This is a genomic window from Pseudomonas sp. ICMP 3272, from assembly GCF_001466905.1.
GTDB classification, from domain to species: Bacteria; Pseudomonadota; Gammaproteobacteria; order Pseudomonadales; family Pseudomonadaceae; genus Aquipseudomonas; species Aquipseudomonas amygdali.
Window position 1 is genome coordinate 81,609 of sequence record NZ_LKEK01000001.1, and the last position, 21,900, is coordinate 103,508.

General features: G+C 58.4%; 21 protein-coding genes. 14 read left to right on the top strand and 7 right to left on the bottom strand.

Annotated elements, in window-relative coordinates; genetic code table 11:
- Positions 1-149 precede the first annotated feature (149 nt).
- A complete protein-coding gene (rpsB, locus tag AO068_RS00410; RefSeq protein ID WP_002554730.1) occupies positions 150-893 on the bottom strand; it encodes a 30S ribosomal protein S2 in 744 nt (247 codons plus the stop codon).
- Between the two features lie 312 nt (positions 894-1,205).
- Here rpsB and map point away from each other — a divergent pair, with 312 nt between their 5' ends.
- The 4 genes from map to AO068_RS00430 all read left to right on the top strand — a co-directional run bounded on the left by map (position 1,206) and on the right by AO068_RS00430 (position 6,959).
- Positions 1,206-1,988: a type I methionyl aminopeptidase gene (map, locus tag AO068_RS00415; protein WP_002554731.1), complete on the top strand. Its 783-nt coding sequence runs from the start codon at positions 1,206-1,208 to the stop codon at positions 1,986-1,988.
- A gap of 50 nt (positions 1,989-2,038) precedes the next feature.
- Entirely contained in the window at positions 2,039-4,735 is a 2,697-nt protein-coding gene (locus AO068_RS00420; RefSeq protein ID WP_058399653.1) for a [protein-PII] uridylyltransferase, read from the top strand.
- 51 nt (positions 4,736-4,786) lie between these two features.
- Positions 4,787-5,980, top strand: coding sequence for a succinyldiaminopimelate transaminase (gene dapC, locus AO068_RS00425; protein ID WP_058399652.1), 1,194 nt, complete (start codon positions 4,787-4,789; stop codon positions 5,978-5,980).
- Between the two features lie 133 nt (positions 5,981-6,113).
- Entirely contained in the window at positions 6,114-6,959 is an 846-nt protein-coding gene (locus AO068_RS00430) for a matrixin family metalloprotease (protein WP_058407354.1), read from the top strand.
- 161 nt (positions 6,960-7,120) lie between these two features.
- Here AO068_RS00430 and AO068_RS28720 read toward each other — a convergent pair whose 3' ends face one another.
- The gene (locus tag AO068_RS28720; protein ID WP_058399650.1) at positions 7,121-7,351 is read right to left on the bottom strand and encodes a hypothetical protein; all 231 of its coding nucleotides are present in this window, start codon (positions 7,349-7,351) and stop codon (positions 7,121-7,123) included.
- Positions 7,352-7,584: 233 nt separating this feature from the next.
- Between AO068_RS28720 and AO068_RS00440 the strand changes: the two genes are divergently transcribed.
- From AO068_RS00440 to AO068_RS00455, 4 genes are read left to right on the top strand one after another with little or no spacing between them, the layout of a single operon-like run.
- Positions 7,585-7,932: an ArsC family reductase gene (locus AO068_RS00440; RefSeq protein ID WP_002554735.1), complete on the top strand. Its 348-nt coding sequence runs from the start codon at positions 7,585-7,587 to the stop codon at positions 7,930-7,932.
- A 47-nt stretch (positions 7,933-7,979) separates the two neighbouring features.
- Positions 7,980-9,014, top strand: coding sequence for a 2,3,4,5-tetrahydropyridine-2,6-dicarboxylate N-succinyltransferase (gene dapD, locus AO068_RS00445; RefSeq protein ID WP_002554736.1), 1,035 nt, complete (start codon positions 7,980-7,982; stop codon positions 9,012-9,014).
- Positions 9,015-9,072: 58 nt separating this feature from the next.
- Positions 9,073-10,278: an aminotransferase class V-fold PLP-dependent enzyme gene (locus AO068_RS00450; RefSeq protein ID WP_058407355.1), complete on the top strand. Its 1,206-nt coding sequence runs from the start codon at positions 9,073-9,075 to the stop codon at positions 10,276-10,278.
- Positions 10,275-10,682, top strand: a complete 408-nt coding sequence (locus AO068_RS00455; RefSeq protein ID WP_058407356.1) for a SufE family protein — start codon at positions 10,275-10,277, stop codon at positions 10,680-10,682. The genes AO068_RS00450 and AO068_RS00455 overlap by 4 nt, the downstream gene beginning before the upstream one ends.
- On the opposite strand, the gene tcdA is transcribed toward AO068_RS00455, so the two are convergent.
- On the bottom strand, positions 10,673-11,503 hold the full coding sequence (gene tcdA / locus AO068_RS00460; protein WP_058407357.1) for a tRNA cyclic N6-threonylcarbamoyladenosine(37) synthase TcdA: 831 nt from the start codon (positions 11,501-11,503) through the stop codon (positions 10,673-10,675). The genes AO068_RS00455 and tcdA overlap by 10 nt on opposite strands.
- A gap of 413 nt (positions 11,504-11,916) precedes the next feature.
- On the opposite strand from tcdA, the gene dapE reads away from it, so the two are divergent.
- From dapE to AO068_RS00485, 5 genes are all read left to right on the top strand, one after another.
- Positions 11,917-13,068, top strand: a complete 1,152-nt coding sequence (gene dapE / locus AO068_RS00465; RefSeq protein ID WP_058399647.1) for a succinyl-diaminopimelate desuccinylase — start codon at positions 11,917-11,919, stop codon at positions 13,066-13,068.
- The gene (locus AO068_RS00470) at positions 13,068-13,877 is read left to right on the top strand and encodes a putative RNA methyltransferase (protein WP_058407358.1); all 810 of its coding nucleotides are present in this window, start codon (positions 13,068-13,070) and stop codon (positions 13,875-13,877) included. The genes dapE and AO068_RS00470 overlap by 1 nt, the downstream gene beginning before the upstream one ends.
- Before the next feature lie 19 nt (positions 13,878-13,896).
- On the top strand, positions 13,897-14,274 hold the full coding sequence (locus AO068_RS00475) for a hypothetical protein (RefSeq protein WP_058407359.1): 378 nt from the start codon (positions 13,897-13,899) through the stop codon (positions 14,272-14,274).
- Between the two features lie 164 nt (positions 14,275-14,438).
- Entirely contained in the window at positions 14,439-16,940 is a 2,502-nt protein-coding gene (gene plsB / locus AO068_RS00480; protein WP_058399644.1) for a glycerol-3-phosphate 1-O-acyltransferase PlsB, read from the top strand.
- Positions 16,941-17,372: 432 nt separating this feature from the next.
- Positions 17,373-18,062, top strand: coding sequence for a DUF4197 domain-containing protein (locus tag AO068_RS00485; RefSeq protein WP_002554745.1), 690 nt, complete (start codon positions 17,373-17,375; stop codon positions 18,060-18,062).
- 71 nt (positions 18,063-18,133) lie between these two features.
- On the opposite strand, the gene AO068_RS00490 is transcribed toward AO068_RS00485, so the two are convergent.
- Positions 18,134-18,943, bottom strand: a complete 810-nt coding sequence (locus AO068_RS00490) for a class I SAM-dependent methyltransferase (protein WP_058407360.1) — start codon at positions 18,941-18,943, stop codon at positions 18,134-18,136.
- A 96-nt stretch (positions 18,944-19,039) separates the two neighbouring features.
- Here AO068_RS00490 and AO068_RS00495 point away from each other — a divergent pair, with 96 nt between their 5' ends.
- Positions 19,040-19,663: a hypothetical protein gene (locus AO068_RS00495; protein ID WP_002554747.1), complete on the top strand. Its 624-nt coding sequence runs from the start codon at positions 19,040-19,042 to the stop codon at positions 19,661-19,663.
- 22 nt (positions 19,664-19,685) lie between these two features.
- Here AO068_RS00495 and AO068_RS00500 read toward each other — a convergent pair whose 3' ends face one another.
- The 3 genes from AO068_RS00500 to AO068_RS00510 form a co-directional block, all read right to left on the bottom strand.
- On the bottom strand, positions 19,686-20,375 hold the full coding sequence (locus AO068_RS00500; protein WP_058399641.1) for an extensin-like domain-containing protein: 690 nt from the start codon (positions 20,373-20,375) through the stop codon (positions 19,686-19,688).
- Positions 20,376-20,508: 133 nt separating this feature from the next.
- Positions 20,509-21,372: a DUF72 domain-containing protein gene (locus tag AO068_RS00505; RefSeq protein ID WP_122259219.1), complete on the bottom strand. Its 864-nt coding sequence runs from the start codon at positions 21,370-21,372 to the stop codon at positions 20,509-20,511.
- Positions 21,373-21,374: 2 nt separating this feature from the next.
- On the bottom strand, positions 21,375-21,686 hold the full coding sequence (locus tag AO068_RS00510) for a hypothetical protein (protein ID WP_002554750.1): 312 nt from the start codon (positions 21,684-21,686) through the stop codon (positions 21,375-21,377).
- Positions 21,687-21,900 lie beyond the last annotated feature (214 nt).

Here is a 21,900-nt window from a genome sequence, read left to right on the forward strand (position 1 = left end):
TTCGCCGGGCGTGCAATTCTTGAAAAATCAGGGTGGCAGCAACACATGACAGCAAGGTCATGGCTACAGACCGACAAATCATTTCCTAGGTGGCAAAAAGGGGGCTAAGCCCCCTTTTCGCGTACTGAGTAAACGCCAGGCGTTTGTACTCAGCCTTCTACAGCAGCTGCAGCTGGAGCTTCTTCGACGAATACGTCGGTGCCGCCAGCAACATTGTTACGGCCACGGATAACAGCGTCAGCCATCGAACCCATGTACAGCTGGATGGCGCGAATGGCGTCATCGTTGCCCGGGATGATGTAGTCAACGCCTTCCGGGCTGCTGTTGGTATCGACAACGCCGATAACCGGGATGCCCAGCTTGTTGGCTTCAGTGATCGCGATGCGCTCGTGATCAACGTCGATAACGAACAGTGCGTCTGGCAGACCGCCCATGTCCTTGATACCACCCAGGCTGCGATCCAGTTTTTCCAGATCACGGGTGCGCATCAGGGCTTCTTTCTTGGTCAGCTTGGCGAAAGTACCGTCTTCGGACTGTACTTCCAGCTCGCGCAGACGTTTGATCGACTGACGGATGGTCTTGAAGTTGGTCAGCATGCCACCCAACCAGCGATGGTCGACGTACGGCGAACCGCAACGTGCTGCTTCTTCAGCAACGATCTTGCCAGCGGAACGCTTGGTGCCGACAAACAGAATCTTGTTTTTGCCCGAAGCCAGGCGCTCAACGAAAGTCAGAGCTTCGTTGAACATAGGCAGGGTTTTTTCAAGGTTGATGATGTGAATCTTGTTACGCGCGCCGAAAATGTACTTACCCATTTTCGGGTTCCAGTAACGGGTTTGGTGACCGAAGTGCACACCGGCCTTCAGCATATCGCGCATATTGACTTGGGACATGATAGTTCCTTGATAAGTCGGGTTAGGCCTCCACGTATCCCAATGACCAACCAATGGCATCTGCCAAGGGCACCCAGGTCATCGTGTCGACACGTGTGTGGGTTTGTGCTTCAAGGACGGACCTTGGAAAGCGGCGCATTTTATATCACAAAAGGGAAGAGAACGGAACTCCCATAAAGTGCTTGTTTTGCGGTGACTTTGCAGCTTCATGGACAGCCTATAGAAGGAAGCGATGATTACCCGGCACTGGCGGTCTGATAGAATTGCGCCTTTGCGCACCAACCGCGTGCCAGCCACGCCGAGAGATTCTGTATGACCATCACCCTCAAAACCCCGGAAGACATCGAAAAGATGCGCATCGCCGGTCGCCTGGCCGCCGATGTACTGGAAATGATAGCGCCTCACGTAAAGCCCGGTGTGACCACCGAAGAGCTGGACCGCCTCTGCCACGATTACATCGTCAACGAGCAACAGGCGATCCCTGCCCCGCTGAACTACAAAGGCTTCCCCAAGTCGATCTGCACCTCGATCAATCAGGTGGTCTGCCACGGCATCCCGAGCGACAAGAAGCTGAAGAACGGCGACTCGCTCAACATTGACGTTACCGTCATAAAGGACGGGTACCACGGAGACACCAGCAGAATGTTCCATGTCGGCACCGTTCCGGTATGGGCCGAGCGCCTGTCGAAAGTGACTCAGGAATGCCTGTACAAGGCCATCGAAATCGTCAAACCCGGCACTCGCCTGGGTGACATCGGCGCGGTTATTCAGAAACACGCTGAAAAGAACGGTTTCTCCGTGGTTCGTGAATTCTGTGGTCACGGCATCGGCAAGGTGTTTCATGAAGAGCCGCAGGTCATGCACTTCGGCGAGGCCGGAACCGGTATCGAGCTGCAGGAAGGCATGACCTTCACCATCGAGCCGATGATCAACCAGGGACGCCCTGAAACCAAGATTCTTGGCGATGGCTGGACGGCGATCACCAAGGACCGCAAGCTCTCGGCGCAATGGGAGCACACGCTGCTGGTAACCGCCGACGGTTACGAAATCTTCACTTTACGCAGCGACGACACTATTGCACAAAAAGCCCCCTGACCGGAGGCTGCACGACTGAACACCCGACCCGACGTGAGGAATACTGCTCCATGCCGCAAGTAGATCCAGACTTGTTCGATCGTGGCCAGTTCCAGGCCGAACTGGCCTTGAAAGCCAGCCCCATCGCTGCGTTCAAGAAGGCTATCCGCAGGGCGAAAGACGTCCTCGATGATCGCTTCAAGTCGGGGCGCGACATTCGGCGACTGATCGAAGACCGGGCATGGTTTGTGGATAACATCCTGCAGAAGGCCTGGGATCAGTTCGAATGGAGCGAAGACGCCGATATCGCCCTGCTTGCAGTGGGCGGCTACGGGCGCGGCGAGCTGCACCCGTACTCGGACATTGATCTGCTGATCCTGCTGGACAGTGATGACCACGAAGTTTTTCGCGAACCTATCGAGCGGTTTCTGACGCTGCTCTGGGACATCGGCCTGGAGGTCGGGCAAAGCGTGCGCTCTGTCAATGAATGTGCGCAGGAAGGCCGTGCCGACCTGACTGTCATCACCAACCTGATGGAAAGCCGCACCATCGCCGGCCCCGAGCATCTGCGCCAGCGCATGCTGGAAGTCACCAGCACCGAGCACATGTGGCCTAGCAAAGAGTTCTTCCTTGCCAAGCACGCCGAACAGAAAAAGCGTCATCACAAGTACAACGATACCGAATACAACCTGGAACCCAACGTCAAGGGATCGCCCGGCGGCCTGCGCGACATTCAGACCATTCTGTGGGTTGCGCGACGCCAGTATGGCACGCTGAATCTGCACGCACTGGCAGGCGAAGGCTTCCTGCTGGGCAGCGAAAACGCCCTGCTCGCCTCCTCTCAGGAGTTTTTGTGGAAGGTGCGTTACGCGCTGCACATGCTGGCGGGACGCTCCGAGGACCGGCTTCTGTTCGATTATCAGGTCCGCATCGCAGGCTTGCTGGGCTATGAAGACAACGATGCAAAGCTGGCCATAGAGCGTTTCATGCAGAAGTATTACCGCGTGGTCATGAGCATCGCCGAACTCAGCGATCTGATCATCCAGCATTTCGAAGAAGTGATTCTTTCCGACGACAGCGGCACAGCACAGCCGATCAATTCGCGCTTCCAGCTGCACGACGGCTATATAGAAGCCACCAACCCGAACGTCTTCAAGCGCACCCCATTTGCCATGATCGAGATCTTCGTGCTCATGGCCCAGCATCCCGAGATAAAGGGCGTGCGCGCCGACACCATTCGTTTGCTGCGTGAACATCGGCACCTGATCAACGATGATTTCCGTAACGATATTCGTAACACCAGCCTGTTCATCGAGCTGTTCAAGTGCGAGATAGGCATTCATCGCAACCTGCGCCGAATGAACCGCTACGGCATTCTCGGGCTGTATCTGCCGGAATTCGGCCATATCGTCGGGCAGATGCAGCACGACCTGTTCCACATCTATACCGTCGATGCGCACACGCTGAATCTGATCAAGCACCTGCGCAAGCTGCAATACACCGAAGTCTCCGAAAAATTTCCGCTGGCCAGCAAAATCATGGCTCGCCTGCCAAAGCCGGAGCTGATCTACCTGGCCGGGCTGTACCACGACATTGGCAAGGGCCGCGGCGGCGATCACTCTGAGCTGGGCGCAATAGATGCACAGGCGTTCGGTACGCGCCATCATCTGCCCGACTGGGACACCCGCCTTATTGTCTGGCTGGTGAGCAACCATCTGGTCATGTCGACCACCGCACAGCGCAAGGACCTTTCAGATCCACAGGTCATTCACGATTTCGCCCAGTTCGTTGGCGACGAAGTGCATCTGGACTATCTGTATGTGCTGACCGTTGCCGACATCAACGCGACCAACCCGACCCTCTGGAATTCGTGGCGCGCCAGCCTGCTGCGCCAGTTGTACACCGAGACCAAGCGCGCCTTGCGCCGTGGCCTGGAAAACCCGGTTGATCGCGAGGAGCAGATCCGTCGCACCCAGACCGCAGCGCTGGACATCCTGGTACGTAACGGCACCGACCCTGACGATGTCGAGCAACTCTGGTCAGCGCTGGGAGACGATTATTTCCTGCGCCACACCGCTGGCGACGTCGCCTGGCACAGCGATGCCATCCTGCAGCAGCCAGCCGACGGCGGCCCGCTGGTGCTGATCAAGGAAACCACACAACGGGAATTCGAGGGCGGCACGCAAATATTCATTTACGCCCCGGACCAGCATGATTTCTTCGCTGTGACCGTGGCGGCGATGGACCAGTTGAACCTGAACATTCATGACGCGCGCATTATCACGTCCAGCAGCAAATTCACCCTCGACACCTATATCGTCCTCGACAACGAAGGTGGTTCGATCGGCGACAATCCGGAACGCGTTCAGGAAATCCGCAACGGCCTGACCGAAGCGCTGCGCAACCCGGATGATTACCCGACGATCATCAAGCGCCGCGTGCCTCGCCAGCTCAAGCATTTTGCTTTCGCACCGCAAGTCACCATTCACAATGACGCCCAGCGCCCGGTGACGGTACTTGAACTACTGGCACCTGACCGCCCCGGCCTGCTGGCGCGCATCGGCAAGATCTTCCTGGAGTTCGATCTGTCATTGCAGAATGCCAAGATTGCGACCCTGGGCGAACGCGTGGAAGACGTGTTCTTCATCACCGACGCGAACAATCATCCGCTGTCCGACCCACAGTTGTGCAGCCAGTTGCAGGACGCAATCGTCAAGCAACTGAGCGTCAACTCAGAGCCCGGCCATGACTTGCGGATCAGCATATGAGCACTCGGCCAAACGAATCGACTCAACGCAGCCCATTGAGGAACACCCCACATGAATAACGCGATGCAACTGCTTCAGCCTTACCCTTTCGAGAAGCTGCGCGCCTTGCTGGCCGGCGTAACGCCCAACCCGGAAAAGCGCCCTGTTGCATTGTCGATTGGTGAGCCTAAGCACCGCTCACCCGATTTCGTCGCCAAGACACTGGCAGACAACCTCGATCAGATGGCGGTTTACCCGACCACGCTGGGTATCCCGGCGCTGCGCGAAGCCATTGCCGGCTGGTGCAACCGTCGATTCGGCGTACCACAGGGCTGGATCGATCCGGCACGCAATGTATTGCCGGTCAATGGCACACGCGAAGCGCTGTTCGCCTTCACCCAGACAGTGGTCAATCGTAGCGATGACGGCCTGGTGATCAGCCCGAACCCGTTTTATCAGATCTATGAAGGCGCCGCCTTTCTGGCCGGAGCCCAGCCTCACTACCTGCCATGCCTGAGCGATAACGGTTTCAACCCCGATTTCGACGCAGTCAGCGCGGACACCTGGAAGCGCTGCCAGATCCTGTTCCTGTGCTCGCCGGGTAACCCGACCGGAGCACTGATTCCGGTTGAAACCCTGAAAAAACTCATCGCCCTGGCCGATGAACATGACTTTGTCATTGCTGCGGACGAATGCTACAGCGAGCTGTACTTTGATGAGCAGACCCCACCGCCTGGCTTGCTCAGCGCCTGCGTCGAGCTGGGTCGCCAGGATTTCAAGCGTTGCGTGGTGTTCCACAGCCTGTCCAAGCGTTCCAACCTGCCAGGCCTGCGTTCAGGTTTTGTGGCCGGTGATGCCGACGTTCTCAAGGCCTTCCTGCTGTATCGCACGTATCACGGCTGCGCCATGCCGGTACAGACTCAACTGGCCAGCATCGCTGCCTGGAATGACGAGGATCACGTACGCGCGAACCGGGACTTGTACCGTGAAAAATTCGATGCCGTGCTCGACATCCTCGCGCCAGTGCTCGACGTCCAGCGCCCGGACGGGGGTTTTTACCTATGGCCGAATGTCGGCACCGATGATGCTGCATTTTGCCGAGACCTGTTCATCGATCAGCATGTGACTGCAGTACCGGGTTCATACCTTTCCCGCGAAGTGGATGGCGTCAACCCGGGTGCCGGCCGGGTTCGCCTGGCGCTCGTGGCACCTTTGGCCGAGTGCGTCGAAGCCGCCGAACGTATCCGCGCATTCCTGAGCAAATAAAAAGCCAAGCTTCAGGAATACAGCCCCGCCGCCTGCGTTGTGCGGCGGGGTAATTAGTTACCACCTGCTACACCCTGCACAAACGTACCTTCAACCTTCATTTTTCAGGCTTCCTGAAAGGAAGCGAACTACGATGAAGGTCAACCCCATGTCCGCACCCACCACACAGGGCATAAAGCTGCCTGCATCCTGCGCCATGCGCAGTGCAACGAATCATCAAGCCTCGTACGAAACCGCCATTCGCGAAAACCCAACCAACGCGGCAATCACTCCCACTTACGAATCAGAAACAGGCTATGACACCGAGGAGTCAACGCGCATGGCACGTCTTCTGGTGTCGTTCAGCAAATACTGGGCACGCGGTCGGACTCTGAAAATTCTTTTCCAGAAAGACCCTCCTGCCATTCTGACGACACCCATCGTCGACGCTGCGAAGAAGTGGCTGCCTCACATAAGTCTGAAATTCGAGTTTGTGACAGGCGGGGCCAGCGATATTCGAATCGGCTTCAACGAACATCTGAACTGGAGCGCCATAGGCACTGATGCCCTGTTGGCCGAGCAGAATGAAACCACCATGGAATTCAACGTCAAGGAGCTGTACACGGCAGAGCTGAAACCCATGCCGGACTTGACGCGTATCGTGCTCCATGAATTCGGGCACGCCTTGGGAGCAGTTCACGAGCACCAGCATCCTCAGGCAAACATCCCCTGGAACGAATCGCTTCTACGCCCCCTGCTTTTGCAATCCGGATTGACTGACGAAGAAATCAATACCAATTTTTTCGACAAGTACGAAGCTGCTGATTTCTACCATTCGGCTTACGACCGTGATTCTGTCATGCATTACGATATTCCCAACGGCCTGACCCTTGGCGACTTTGAAATTATCAACACAGGCAAGACGCTCAGCCCTGACGACATCGAAGTGATGGGCTCCATATACGGGGACCGGAAGAACTCAAAGTTTGAAACGCGGTGACAGGACATCGCAAAGAAAATACTGATCGTCAGGCAGTGACGCGCAAGCAGTGCCTGCAGGGCGCTGGCCGACAGCCCTGCGGAACTCGCCAGTAACCGGATTTGAGCCATCGCGCCACGTACTTCACCCCGTGTGGCGCGATGGCTTTACAGCGATACCGGTCACTGTCGTGTTCGCAATTTTTCCGCAACCCACCCGACCGCCCAGCTTACCGGGTCATGGGACTGCATGGGCAGCAACGGCTTTCCTTCACGGGCGGCCAGCCTGCCTTGCGTCTCAGCCTCACCATGAATCCAGATCGTACTTTGCTTGAACCCCTCGGCACGTTGACGTTCCCTGTAATAACGTTGCCGGACAAGCGCTTCTTGACGCTTTCTCTCTTGTTCAGACATAACGCACCCAGCCTTTAAATGGAAAGCAATAATTGCCCGCCCGGGCTTGCCACTCAAGCGTGGAAGGGTGAAGTTTTCTTAATGACAGTTAGGGTTATTATCTAGTTTTTGTTCAGTCTTTGTACCAGCGCTGTCACAACACGATGCGGTCTGACGTGGCATAATACCCGGCTAAATTGCGAGGAGAGAAAGTGGGGAGTATCGAGCAAGATCAGCCACCCCACCCCAAAACGATGACTTACACTCTATTTGGCATCAAAGCCTGCGACACCATGAAGAAGGCCCGCACCTGGCTCGACGATAATTCCGTGAGCTACGATTTTCATGACTACAAGACACAGGGCATCGACCGGGAACACCTCGCGCAGTGGTGCAATGAACACGGCTGGCAGGTCGTGCTGAACCGCGCAGGTACTACCTTTCGCAAGCTCGATGACGGACAAAAGGCCGATCTCGATCAAGCGAAAGCCATAGAACTGATGCTCGCGCAGCCGTCCATGATCAAGCGTCCGGTGCTTGATCTGGGCAATAAAACCCTGATCGGCTTCAAGCCCGACCTGTATGCAGCGGCTTTACAGTAAGCCAGAGCGCTACTGAAAGCCCCTTGATAAAGCCAAGAGGTATTTACATGTCCACTACCCTGTTCAGCCTGGCCTTCGGCGTCGGCACTCAAAATCGTCAAGGCTCATGGCTCGAAGTATTTTACGCTCAGCCGCTGATCAATCCTTCCGTAGAACTGGTCGCGGCCATCGCGCCTGTTCTGGGTTACACCAACGGCAATCAGGCAATCACCTTCAATGTCGACCTGGCATACAAGCTGGCCGAGGCGGTCAAATCCGTGGACGCGACCCAGGCCGCGCTGCTGACTCGTCTGGCGGAAAGCCAGAAGCCGCTGGTTGCCACCCTGCTGGCTGAAGACGCAACCCTGACGTCGACTCCAGAGGCTTACCTCAAGCTGCACCTGCTGTCGCATCGCCTGGTCAAGCCACACGGCCTGAACCTGGCAGGTATCTTCCCGTTGCTGCCAAACGTAGCCTGGACCAGCCAGGGCGCGGTCGACCTCGCCGAACTGGCCGAACGTCAGCTTGAAGCACGCCTTAAAGGCGAACTGCTGGAAGTGTTCTCGGTCGACAAATTCCCGAAAATGACCGACTACGTCGTACCGAGCGGCGTTCGTATCGCTGACAGTGCTCGCGTACGTCTGGGCGCTTACATCGGCGAAGGCACCACCGTCATGCACGAAGGCTTCGTCAACTTCAATGGCGGCACCGAAGGCCCGGGCATGATCGAAGGCCGCGTTTCTGCAGGCGTATTCGTCGGCAAGGGCTCTGATCTGGGTGGCGGCTGCTCGACCATGGGCACGTTGTCGGGTGGCGGCAACATCATCATCAAGGTTGGCGAAGGCTGCCTGATCGGTGCCAACGCCGGCATCGGTATCCCGCTGGGTGATCGCAATACCGTGGAATCGGGTCTGTATGTGACAGCCGGCACCAAGGTCGCGCTGCTCGATGAAAACAACGAACTGGTCAAGATCGTCAAGGCACGCGAGCTGGCAGGTCAGAACGACCTGTTGTTCCGTCGCAACTCGCAGACCGGCGCAGTGGAATGCAAAACCCACAAGTCGGCCATCGAGCTGAACGAAGCACTGCACGCTCATAACTGATGCTGTGTGCGGGTTCAAGGCTGCGGACTTGAACCCGCCTCCACACGCTGGACGAACAATGCCCCTCATTTCTCCCTGGCGTGGCGACTTCCCCGCTATCGCCGCCCTGCAACGGCAAGGCCAGACCTATCTGGACAACGCCGCCACCACGCAAAAACCCCAGGCGCTGATCGATGCCCTGACTCATTACTACGTCAACGGTGCCGCCAACGTGCATCGTGCCCAGCATCTGCCGGGCGCACACGCCACCCAGGCGTTCGAAGCCAGCCGTGGCAAGGCCGCGCACTGGCTGAATGCTGGCGAGAGCGGACAAATCATCTTTACCCACGGAGCCACTTCTGCGCTCAACCTGCTGGCCTATGGGCTGGAGCATAGTTTCACTGCGGGCGACGAGATCGCCATTAGCGCACTGGAACATCACGCCAACCTGCTGCCGTGGCAGCAACTGGCTCAGCGCCGCGGCCTGAAACTGGTGATACTGCCACTCGATCCCGATGGCGTGATCGACTGCCATGCTGCGGCCAGCCTGATCGGCCCTCGCACGCGCCTGCTCGCAGTCAGTCAGTTGTCCAACGTGCTCGGCACCTGGCAGCCGCTTGCCCGCCTTATCGCACTGGCGAAGGCGCAAGGTGCGCTCACGGTGGTGGACGGATCACAAGGTGTGGTGCATGGGCGCCATGATGTACAGGCACTGGGCTGCGACTTTTATGTATTTTCCAGCCACAAGCTTTATGGCCCTGAAGGGCTTGGTGTGCTGTATGGACGCAACGACGCGCTACCGAGCCTGACGCACTGGCAGTTCGGCGGCGAGATGGTGCTAACCACCGATTATCAACACGCGAAATTTCGCCCGGCACCGCTGGGCTTTGAAGCGGGCACCCCGCCCATCGCCAGCGTGATCGGTTTGGGCGCTACGCTGGCTTACCTGGAAAGCCTTGATCATCAGGCGGTCGCGGAACATGAAGTAAATCTGCACCGTCGCCTGCTTGAAGGCCTGCAAAGACGTGAAGGTATTCAGGTATTAGGCTCACCCGACCTGGCACTGGCCAGTTTCGTCGTGGACGGCATACACAGCGCCGATCTGGCTCATCTACTGACCGAACAGGGTATTGCCGTGCGCGCTGGTCGTCACTGCGCGATGCCACTGTTCGATACGCTCGGCCTGCCCAGCGCAATTCGTGTTTCGCTGGCGCTCTACAATGATTCAGATGACTTGCTGCGGTTTTTCAGCGCACTGGATCAGGCACTGGAGCTGCTTCGATGAGCCTTCCCGCATTGGCGCAGACCGCGCTCGACAGTTTTTCCCAGCCACAGAGCTGGGAACAGCGTGCACGCCTGCTCATGCAATGGGGGGATCGCCTCCCCTCGTTGAGCGATGAAGAAAAGACGGGCGACAATCTGGTACACGGCTGCGAAAGCAAGGTCTGGCTGACCGGCGAAGTCAGCGCAGGTGCCTGGCTGTTCCGGGCCAGCAGCGACGCCCGGCTGATTCGCGGTCTGGTGGCGCTGCTGCTGGCCCGCGTTAACGGTCTGTCGGCCCCGGAGCTGGAAGCCGTGGACTTGCCTGACTGGTTCAGTCAGTTAGGCCTTGGTCGCCAGCTCTCGCCGTCACGCAGCAACGGCCTGAATGCCGTACTGCAGCAGATGCGCAAGCTGACTCAAGCCTGATCGGGCGTTGCAACCGCTGGCTTGACCCGCTCTGAAGGCCGTCGCGCACCTGCAACCAGCTTGTCCACTGCACGCGTGGCGGCGACCATGCCGAACGTGGCAGTGACCATCATCACCGCGCCGAAGCCGCCTGCACAGTCGAGCTTTACGCCCTCACCGACGAACTTCTTTTCCAGGCAAATGCTGCCATCAGGCTTGGGGTAGCGAAGTTGCTCGCTGGAAAACACGCAAGGCACGCTGTAGTGGCGGTTCGGCGTGCGTGAAAAGCCATAGTCGCGACGCAAGGTGGAACGTACCTTGGAGGCCAGCGGATCGTTGAACGTGCGGTTCAGGTCGGCGATCTGAATCAGGGTCGGATCGATCTGCCCACCGGCCCCACCGGTGGTGATCATCTGGATCTTGCGCCGTTTGCACCACGAAATCAGTGCTGCCTTGGCGTTGACGCTGTCGATACAGTCGATCACGAAATCCATGTCCGGGGTGATGCACTCAGCCATCGTATCGCGGGTCACGAAATCAGACACCGCATGCACGATGCAATCAGGATTGATCGCGCGAATCCGCTCGGCCATCACTTCGACCTTCGGCCGACCGACTGTGCTGTCCAGTGCATGCAATTGGCGGTTGCTGTTGCTGACACAGACGTCGTCCATGTCAAACAGCGAAATCTCGCCGACGCCACTGCGCGCCATGGCTTCGGCCGCCCACGAGCCCACGCCGCCGATACCGACCACCGCCACATGAGCCGCGCGCAGGCGCGCCAGCCCGTCAATGCCGTACAAACGGGCGATGCCAGCGAAACGTGGATCTTCTGCGCTCATGATCAATACCTCAAAAACCGGCGCGCATTATAGGGGTTTGTCGGGGGTTAAGGCACCCGGCTTGTCGCCCCGTCGAAATCAGGGCTGACGGGGCAGAAACTATCTCGGGCCTCTCATATAACCCCTTTCGCTCCGCACAAAGCCTCTACAAACATATTTGTCCGAGCCGCGAGCAAATAAGAGACGAGACTTCCGGTCCGGGCCTGAGATTCTGGATAGCCATGCTGTTCGCACAATTAATCCCTTATCTGGCAGCCATCATTATTGCCGTCCTGTCTGCTCGCACGACCCGCCCTCCCCTGTCGACTGCTTGACCTATCCACAGCGCACAATAAACGACGGCCCCAGGTCGTCGTTTTGCTTTAAGATATCCGCCTTTTCGCGCCCAAAGTCTTGCTACCGGAGTTCTGTACATGACTGCCCCTACCGACCTGTCGCCCACCCTTCAACTTGCCTGCGATCTGATCCGCCGCCCGTCAGTGACGCCGGTCGATGCGGACTGTCAGGCAGTGATGATGCAACGCCTGGGCAATGCCGGCTTCAAGCTGGAGCCCATGCGTATCGAAGACGTCGATAACTTCTGGGCCACTCACGGCACTACCGACGGCCCGGTACTGTGTTTCGCAGGTCATACGGACGTGGTTCCTACCGGTCCGGTGGAGAACTGGCAGAACGACCCGTTCGATGCGTTGATCGACGAGCACGGCATGCTCTGCGGACGCGGCGCAGCAGACATGAAAGGCAGCCTGGCAGCCATGCTCGTGGCCGCCGAGCGCTTTGTAGCCGATCACCCGAATCACAAGGGTTCGGTGGCATTCCTGATCACCAGTGACGAAGAAGGCCCGGCGCACCACGGCACCAAGGCTGTCGTCGAACGTCTGGCAGCGCGCAAGGAGCGTCTGGACTGGTGCATCGTCGGAGAACCTTCGAGCACTACGCTGGTGGGCGATGTGGTCAAGAACGGGCGTCGCGGCTCGCTGGGCGCCACCCTCACCGTGCGCGGCAAACAGGGCCATGTGGCTTACCCGCATCTGGCGAAGAACCCTATTCACCTAGCAATGCCGGCACTTGCCGAACTCGCCGCAGAGCACTGGGACCACGGTAACGATTTCTTCCCGCCGACCAGCTTCCAGATCTCCAACCTGAACGCCGGCACGGGTGCAACCAACGTCATCCCGGGCGATCTTGTAGCGGTTTTCAACTTCCGCTTTTCGACCGAGTCGACCGTCGAAGGCTTGCAGCAGCGTGTCGCCGCTATCCTCGACAAGCATGAGCTGGACTGGCATGTGAACTGGGCGCTGTCCGGCCTGCCGTTCCTGACCGAGCCGGGCGCATTGCTGGATGCCGTGTCGTCCAGCATCAAAAGCGTCACGGGCCGCGACACCAAAGCCTCGACCAGCGGCGGAACCTCCGACGGCCGATTCATCGCAACCCTGGGTACGCAAGTGGTTGAGCTGGGCCCGGTCAACGCAACGATCCATCAGGTCAACGAGCGGATTCTGGCCAGCGACCTCGATGTGCTGACCGAGATCTACTACCAGACCCTGGTCAAGTTGCTCGCCTGATGCTGACCTGCCCGATCTGCTCTGCGCCGCTCAGTACCGCCGACAACGGCGTGGTATGTCCGGCCTACCACCGCTTCGACCGTGCACGTCAGGGGTATCTGAACCTGTTGCCGGTGCAGCACAAGAACAGCCGCGACCCCGGCGACAATCAGGCCATGGTCGAAGCACGGCGGGACTTCCTCAACGCCGGGCATTACGCCCCGGTAGCCCGGCGGCTGGCTGAACTGGCCGCCGAGCGCTGCCCCGCGCACTGGCTGGACATCGGCTGCGGCGAAGGTTATTACACAGCGCAAATAGCCGAGGCCTTGCCCCACGCCGACGGTTATGCGCTGGACATCTCCCGCGAAGCCGTGAAACGTGCCTGCCGTCGTGATCCCAGGCTGACCTGGATGGTTGCCAGCATGGCCCGTGTACCCTTGCCGGATGCCAGCTGCCAGTTTCTGGCCAGTGTGTTCAGCCCGCTGGACTGGCTTGAAGCCAAACGCTTGCTGACGCCAGGCGGCGGACTGATGAGGGTTGGTCCGACCAGCGAACATCTCATGGAGCTGCGTCAGCAGCTTTACGATGAGGTCCGCGATTATGCCGACGACAAGCACCTGTCTCTGGTGCCACACGGCATGCAGTTGCAACACAGCGAAACCCTGCGCTATACGCTGAAGCTGATCGACGGCCAGTCCCGTGCCGATCTGCTGGCCATGACGCCTCACGGGTGGCGCGCCAGCGCCGAGCGACGGACTGCCGTCATTGAGCAATCAGGACCTTTCAAGGTCACCGTTTCCATGCGCTACGATTATTTCGTGCTGCAATAAGCATTCAACAGAGGCACCCATGCGCCAACCCGATATCGAGATTTACCTGAAAGACGAAGACGTCGACCACAAGGCCATCGCCCAATGGCTGAGCGTCGCCCTGGGCCCGTGCAGCGACTGGAACCAGAAAGGCCAGACCTGGAAGTGCAAGGCCGGCAATGTGACCGTAACCTGGCTGCCCAGAGCAGTCGGCAAATGGAACAGTCTGCATCTGGACAGCGATCAGACCCCGTGGGAAGACGACATCGCCTGCGCCCGTGCGGCATTCAAGGCCTTGAACGTCGAAGTACGTTGCGCCCCGGGCACTTGGGTTGAAGAAGAAAGCGACGAGACTGCCGACCGCTGGATACGCGTGAGTGCCGACGGCGAGGAAGAAATCACCTGGCGCACTTCGTAAGCCTTTCGCAGCGACGGTATCAGGATGTGCCGTCGCGGCTCTCGAAGGTGGCCGCTCAGTCTTTACTCTTCTACAGACACCAGGCTTTTTGCCGATCGCTTCGGGATACGTCACACTGACACCCATCTCGGGCAGTCGCCCGTCCCTTACTCAGCAGAAGCCGTATGACCCGTTCTCCGTTCCGTCGTCTTGTGTTCGGCACCCTGCGCCGATTGTTGTATCTCTGGGTGCGCTCGGAAACCATCAATCAGTCGTCTTTTACGCTCAACCTGGACCGTAGCCGTCCGGTGTTCTATGCCCTGCAGTCGCCGTCTATAAGCGATCTGGCGGTGATCGACACAGAATGTCGCAAGGCTGGCCTGCCTCGCCCCGTATTGTCGGTAGCGGTCGGCAACCTGATAGAGCCAGCTGCATTCTTTTACCTGACCCCGGCACCTGACTGGCTTGGCCGCCAGGACAAGCGCGGCGCACCGCCGACACTGGAACGTCTGGTCGCAGCCGTGAGCCAGAACCCCGGCGAAGATGCGCAGATCATCCCGGTCAGCGTGTTCTGGGGCCAGTCGCCAGACCGCGAGTCCAGCGCCTGGAAACTGTTGTTCGCCGACAGCTGGGCGGTAACCGGCCGGTTGCGCCGTCTGGTCAGCATCCTGATTCTGGGCCGCAAGACCCGTGTACAGTTTTCCGCGCCCATTCACATCCGCGAGCTGGTGGGTGAAAACAAAGGTTACGAACTGACCCTGCGCATGACCCAGCGTCTGCTGCGCGTGCACTTTCGCAACCTGAAAAGCGCGGTCATCGGCCCGGACGTTTCGCACCGGCGCACGGTGGTCAAAGGACTGCTGGACGAGCCGCTGGTCAAGCAGGCGATCATCGAAGAAGCCGAACGGGAGAACATCACCCAGGACAAGGCACGGGACCGGGCGCTGAGCTACGGCAACGAGATCGCCTCGGACTATACCTATTCCGTCATCCGCTTCATGGAAGTCGTCCTCAGCTGGTTCTGGAACAAGATTTACGACGGCATCAAAGTCAGCCACATCGAAGGCGTGCAGGAAGTGGCGCCAGGGCATGAAGTCATTTACGTCCCTTGCCACCGCAGCCATATCGATTACCTGCTGCTGTCCTATCTGTTGTTTCGCAACGGGCTCACGCCGCCGCACATCGCTGCCGGCATCAACCTGAACATGCCGGTCGTCGGCAGCCTGCTGCGCCGTGGCGGGGCGTTTTTCATGCGCCGCACATTCAAGGGTAACCCGCTGTATACAGCGGTTTTCACCGAGTACCTGCACACGCTGTTCATCAAGGGTTTCCCGGTCGAATACTTTGTCGAAGGCGGTCGCTCGCGGACCGGGCGAATGTTGCAGCCCAAAACCGGCATGCTCGCCATCACCCTGCGCAGCTTCCTGCGCAACTCGCGGATGCCGATTGTGTTCGTTCCGGTGTACATCGGCTATGAGCGCGTGCTGGAAGGCCGTACTTATCTGGGCGAATTGCGCGGAGCGACCAAGAAGAAAGAGTCGATCTTCGACATCTTCAAAGTCATCGGTGCGCTGAAGCAGCGTTTCGGCCAGGTATCGGTGAACTTCGGCGCCCCCATCAAGCTGGCCGAATTCCTTGACGGCGAACAACCGGACTGGCGCGAACAGGCGCTGGCACCGCAATTTCGCCCGGAATGGCTGAGCGAAACCACTCATCGGCTGGGTGAGCGTGTGGCCCAGCACCTGAATGAAGCCGCCGCCGTCAATCCGATGAACCTGGTTGCTGTGGCCTTGCTGTCAACGCAAAGGCTGGCGCTGGACGATCAGGCCATGGAGCGTGTTCTCGACCTCTACCTGACGTTGCTGCGCGCCGTACCTTACTCACCACACACCACATTGCCGGAAGGCGACGGGCGCTCACTGATCGAGCACGTCAAAGGCATGGACCTGCTCGCCGAACAAAAAGATGCACTGGGCAAAATTCTGTACCTCAACGAACAGAATGCAGTCCTGATGACGTACTACCGCAACAACGTCCTGCACATCTTTGCCCTGCCCTCACTGCTGGCCAGCTTTTTCCAGAGCTCGTCGCGCATGAGCCGCGACCAGATTCTGCGCTACACACGTGCGCTGTATCCATTCCTGCAATCGGAACTGTTCATTCGCTGGCCGCTGAGCGAGCTGGATGAGGTGGTCGATCAATGGCTGGCTGCGTTCGTCGAGCAAGGCTTGCTGCGCTTCAAAAAGGACGTCTATGTGCGTCCGGAGCCCAGCTCCCGCGAGTTCGTGCTGCTGACCCTGTTGTCACGGGCCATCGCGCAGACCCTGCAGCGCTTCTACATGGCAATCGCCTTGTTACTCAACAGTGGACAGAACACATTGAGCGCCGAACAGCTGGAAGACCTGTGCACGGTCATGGCCCAGCGCCTGTCTATTCTGCATGGCCTTAATGCACCAGAGTTCTTCGACAAGAGTCTATTCAGGCACTTCATCCAGACCTTGCTGGACCTGGGCGTGCTGCGCAAGGACAGCGCCGGCAAGCTGAGCTATCACCCGATGCTGGGCGAACTGGCAGAAGGTGCGGCCAAGCGGGTGTTGCCGGCCGAAATCCGTCTGTCGATACGGCAAGTGGCGTTACACAGCAATGAAGAAGAGCAGGATGCGGGAAATGGTGAAGGGGTAGCGTAGGGCTTTTCCGCAATTAGCCGGGGATCTTTAGACACGTGTTTTATGCTCCCCGGCCGCTGCTAAGGTGTGGTTTGTACCCATGACTGGTACTCATCACACTCAATAAGAAATTGAAATGTCCAGCGAACCCCTGGTAAGTGAAGCCCGCGAAAAACAGATTACCCAGCAAGTGCCATTGCCGTTTGAACTGGGCTATGCCGCAGGACCAGAGCGGTCTGAAGATCAAGGTCATTCAAGTGAACGGTTGATTGTTCTTCGCTGCAAAGGCTTTCATCAACGGCGCGTTTTCAGCGCGCCGTTGATGTTTTTGTTGCTGCGCACCGCATCATTTCCATCGGCACTAAACAGCACTGTTTCCTTTCGGGCTTCGGGTGGATACCGCAAGTTCCTGATACGCTTGATCCCGTACCCACTTCTCACAAGGACGCTCTCATGCCTCGCTTTTCGTTCACCTTCGCTGGTCTATGCGCCGGTCTGCTGCTGTCGGCCAACGTCTTCGCCCTGTCGCTGAACGACCTCTCGCAATCGGATGCGACCGGTGGTCTCAAAGACGCGCTGACCCAAGGCGCACAGGTCGCGGTCAAACAGCTCGGTGTTCCCGGCGGTTTCAGCAAGAATGAAGCGGTGCGTATCGAGCTGCCAGGCAAACTCGGTCAGGTCGCGAAAAAAATGAAAATGCTCGGCATGGGTGCTCAGGTCGATCAGCTGGAAACCAGCATGAACCAGGCCGCCGAAGCTGCAGTGCCTCAGGCTCAGGCGTTGTTGGTAGACGCCGTGAAAAAGATGAGCGTGACCGACGCCAAGGCCATTTTAAGCGGCGGGAAGGACTCGGCCACCCAGTACCTCAACAGCACCAGCCGCGAACAGATCCGCGCCAAGTTCCTGCCTATCGTCAAGAAATCCACCGATCAAGTCGGTCTGGCACAGAAGTACAACGCATTCGCTGGCAAGGCGGCGGCATTTGGCGCGCTGGACAGCAAAAATGCCAACCTTGAAAGCTACGTGACCGAACAAGCGCTGAACGGGCTGTTCGAGATGATTGCAAAACAGGAAGAAAGTATTCGCGCCAACCCGGCGGCGGCCGCTACAGGCCTGGCGAAGAAGGTATTTGGCGCGCTTTGAGTGCAGGGTGCGCCTGTACTCACGGGCGCATCTGCGTTTGATTCGGGCTCAGGCCGTCTACGCTACAGGCGCTATGCACCGCTATCGTCTGTGACTGCCTTAGGCTTCAAGGCCTTCTTCGGGTAGATGTCGTAGCGGCTGGATTTTCCATCCAGCGCATAACCTGGCTTGGGCCCGTCAATGCACGGGGCCTTGCGCGGGCGTTTGACCACAACACGGTGAGTGGCAAGCGCAAGAGCCGCTTCCAGCAACGCAGGCGCATCCATGTCATCGCCGACCAGAGGCCGGAACAGGCGCATTTCCTTTTTGACCAGAGCGGTTTTTTCCCGATGCGGGAACATCGGGTCGAGGTAAATGACCTGCGGCGGCTCCGCTGTCCAGCCACGAATGATTTCAATGGAGTTGCCGGTCAACAAATGCATCCGGGCAACGATCGAACCCACATCACGATCATCGCGTCCGCGCGCCAGACCGTCTTCCAGCAGTGCAGCAATAATCGGCTGACGCTCGATCAGGCTCAGCTCACAACCAAGACTCGCCAGCACGAACGCATCCTTGCCCAAACCTGCCGTGGCATCCAGCACGCTGGGACGAACGCCTGGCTGAATACCGACGGCCTTGGCAATCATTTGCCCGGTGCCACCGCCAAACAGACGACGATGTGCCACTGCACCCTCGACAAAATCAACTCGCACAGCGCCAGGCGCATCGTCGCCCAACTGCTGCAATTGCAGGCCATCGTCGGTTGATTGCAAGGCAAAATCAGCTTCCGCGTCGTGCAACGGCAGGCCCAGACGCTGCGCCCAACGCTCCGCCTGCTCCTGTCCTGCGACCGCGAGCGCTTCGACCCGGATACGACTGCCTGCTTGCTGCTCAATCATTGCGTCTACACACTCAAAAATTGTTAATGATCGGCAAAGTCTGCCGATAACCAAGTATCCGGCATTTTGCCAGACCCAAGGCCAGTACTGATCGCTATGTCAGAGATTGTTCAATCATCCATCGGCTATTTGTCGCACTCAGGCGACTTTAGCGTTCGCAACAGCCGCACACTGGGTGGTGTGACGCAGCTGTGGTCGGATGCATTTGCCCGAGCGATGGCGGATCAGGTCAGCGAAAGCACTCCAGTGCCGGTGCACCCGACGGCCGTTGAAGTGGATGTTGAAACAGGCGAACCGGTCGCTGGCGCAAAAACCCTGAGTAAGATTGTCGAGCAACGGGCCTGCCCGGTCACCGACACCGAGGTCAAACCACCTGAGCCGCTGTTCCTGCCAATTGCCGAGTTCGACCTTGACTTGCTGCCGCCGCCTGCCGAGCCCTTCAGCATGGCTGAGCTGATTGAACAACAACGTCATCTGGAATTCGAGAGCCACTGGGTACGCCCTACCGTTCTGAACCCGTACAGCGACAGCGTCAACCCGGGCCCCGGCCCTCAACCGCGCCCATTGCACCTGCCAATCGCCGAATTCGAATGGGAACTGGCCGACAAGCCTGCCCTGCCCCTGGATGAGCAGACCATTGCTGCCCAACAACGCCAGTTCGACTACGAGAACGGCTGGGCTCGCCCGCTGATCCTGCAGAATCTGCGGATGGCGGCATAAGCCCCAACGCTCTTCAGGCTCGCTACCTACACACCGACCAGCGCCCCATGTCGACGTGAAAATGATCGCGATGCGCCGCGTTGTATTCAGGCCCGAGCACCGTACTGAAGTTTTTGCAGGCGCCGTCACGTAACAGCCTCAGAAAACGCCCCTTGTCCCCTTCGTCGTCCCAATCCTTAAGAACCCCGATGCGCTGACCGTCTGCGAGGCGAAAACCTGCCATATCCAGTGCATTGGCGGTCGCGTGCTGACTTAGTCGGCCGTTGGCGCGGTTGTAGATGTTGCGGCAGGCAAAGCTGCCCAAGTGATCTATCCGCGCTACCCGCTGGCCGAAAACCGCTTGGGCAGCGGGCTGCAAGGTGTGGACATCGAACAGCGCATAGGCCACCGCCAATGGGCAACTGGCCAAAAAGCTGCTGCTCAACGCCACGTCGCCGCCCTGAATGCGCAGGGTATTTTCCAGAGGGCAGCGAGCAGAAGGTTCACTGTCGGCCTGACGACTGAAACGCAGCCCGGACGTACTCAGCACCTGGTCGCACAGCGCAGGGTCGTTCTGCAGTCGTGACAGCTTGTAAGACGTCAGAAAGTTGGGCTCGGCCCGCACATCCAGCGGCGCCCAGGGGTTCCAGCGCGCAGGTACATCGACCCAGCCGCGCCAGACTGCGAACGCCCCCATTGCACAGATCAGCAGGAATACCAGAAGCACACGCATGCTCAGCCCATGCCCCAGACAACAGGGGTGAATTTGAAGAAGGGTTTGTAAATGGCAAGCAAACAGCGCAGTTGCGAATCCATTAGCGGGCTCTCCACAAGGTCGGGCTCTGTCAACCCACACCTGGAAGACCTCAGAGCAAGCCCAACTGTTCCACCTGAGGCCCGCGATCCAGCTCGAACAATGCCGGCAAGCCAGGCAATCGCGCCATTAGTTGCTGGTGAAAGCGCATGGCCTGCTCGGCAGCCTTGATGTTGTCAGGGGTGTGCAGGAAGACATAAGGCGTGCGCCCCTCTTCGATCCACACGGCGACCTTTTCCACCCACTGCACCAAAAACTGATCATTGGCCTCCAGGTCAGGACCGCCGATGAAACGGACCTGGGGAAACAGCGTCAGCGCAGCAGGACGAGGCGGCACCTTGGGCTTTTTCGATTGCGCGTGCAGGACTGCGGGATCGCTCGAGACACAGCTGAACAATGCCCGGGAGTCGAGACAGATGCGCTCGACGCCTCGATCCAGCAGCAGGCGATTGAGCATGCGCTCTTCATCACCCTTCATGAAAAACGCGATGTTGCGTACTTCTACGGCGAGCGGCACATTGAGTTCATCAAGAAAACCGGCCAGCTCGGCCAGACGCTGCGGTGTAAAGCTGGCGGGCAACTGCAGCCAGAACGGTGCGATCCGCCCACCCAGAGGCGCAAGCAGACGGATGAATTCCTCAGCGGCGCCCACCTGCTCACGAAGGTCGCCGTTATGACTGATGTCTTTATGGAATTTGGCGGTGAAACGAAAATCATCGGGCATCGTTTCTGCCCAGCGCTGCACTGTAGTGGCGGCGGGACGGGCGTAAAATGTGGTGTTGCCTTCGACAGCGTTGAATACCTGAGTGTAGAGATTCAGGAAATCATTCGGGCGGGCATCTTCGGGATACAGCGAATCGCGCCAGGCGTTTTCACTCCATGACGGACAACCTAGGTAGTAAGGCAGGCGAGACACGGTCAAACGTGAAGATCGAGCCCCGATACTTCAAGGTCCCAATCGACAAAGCTGGCGGTGGTCAGGTAGCTGGCCAGCGCGTGAGCGACACGAGAGCTCATGGAGCGCGGGAAAATGATGTCTTGTGGACGCGCAGGCACGTTGGCAGTGCTGCCAATCGGTGAATCACCCGCATCGCGACGAGCCTGCGCCGGAGGCGGCGGCAACTCGGCATCAACTACGACTTCCTCGAAAGAACCTTCAACGGTCGAAGGCGTCTTCTGCGGCTTTCGCTTGATGGGGTAAGAGCGTGATGAGGTTCCGTCTATGCGCATCAATTATATACTCGGCGTCGATAGTGGCAATTTAGCGTTACTGCCTTGTAGTTCGCAAATTGCTTAACGATAACTAGACCACACATATTGCAAATTGTTTTCGCCAAATGAGATTAAAGACCATTCAGACGATAAACGGTAGATGGCGAATTGATATTTTTCCAGCTATAGACGGAATAGTATGACTTGGACAGGCACGACAGCAGAACACTGT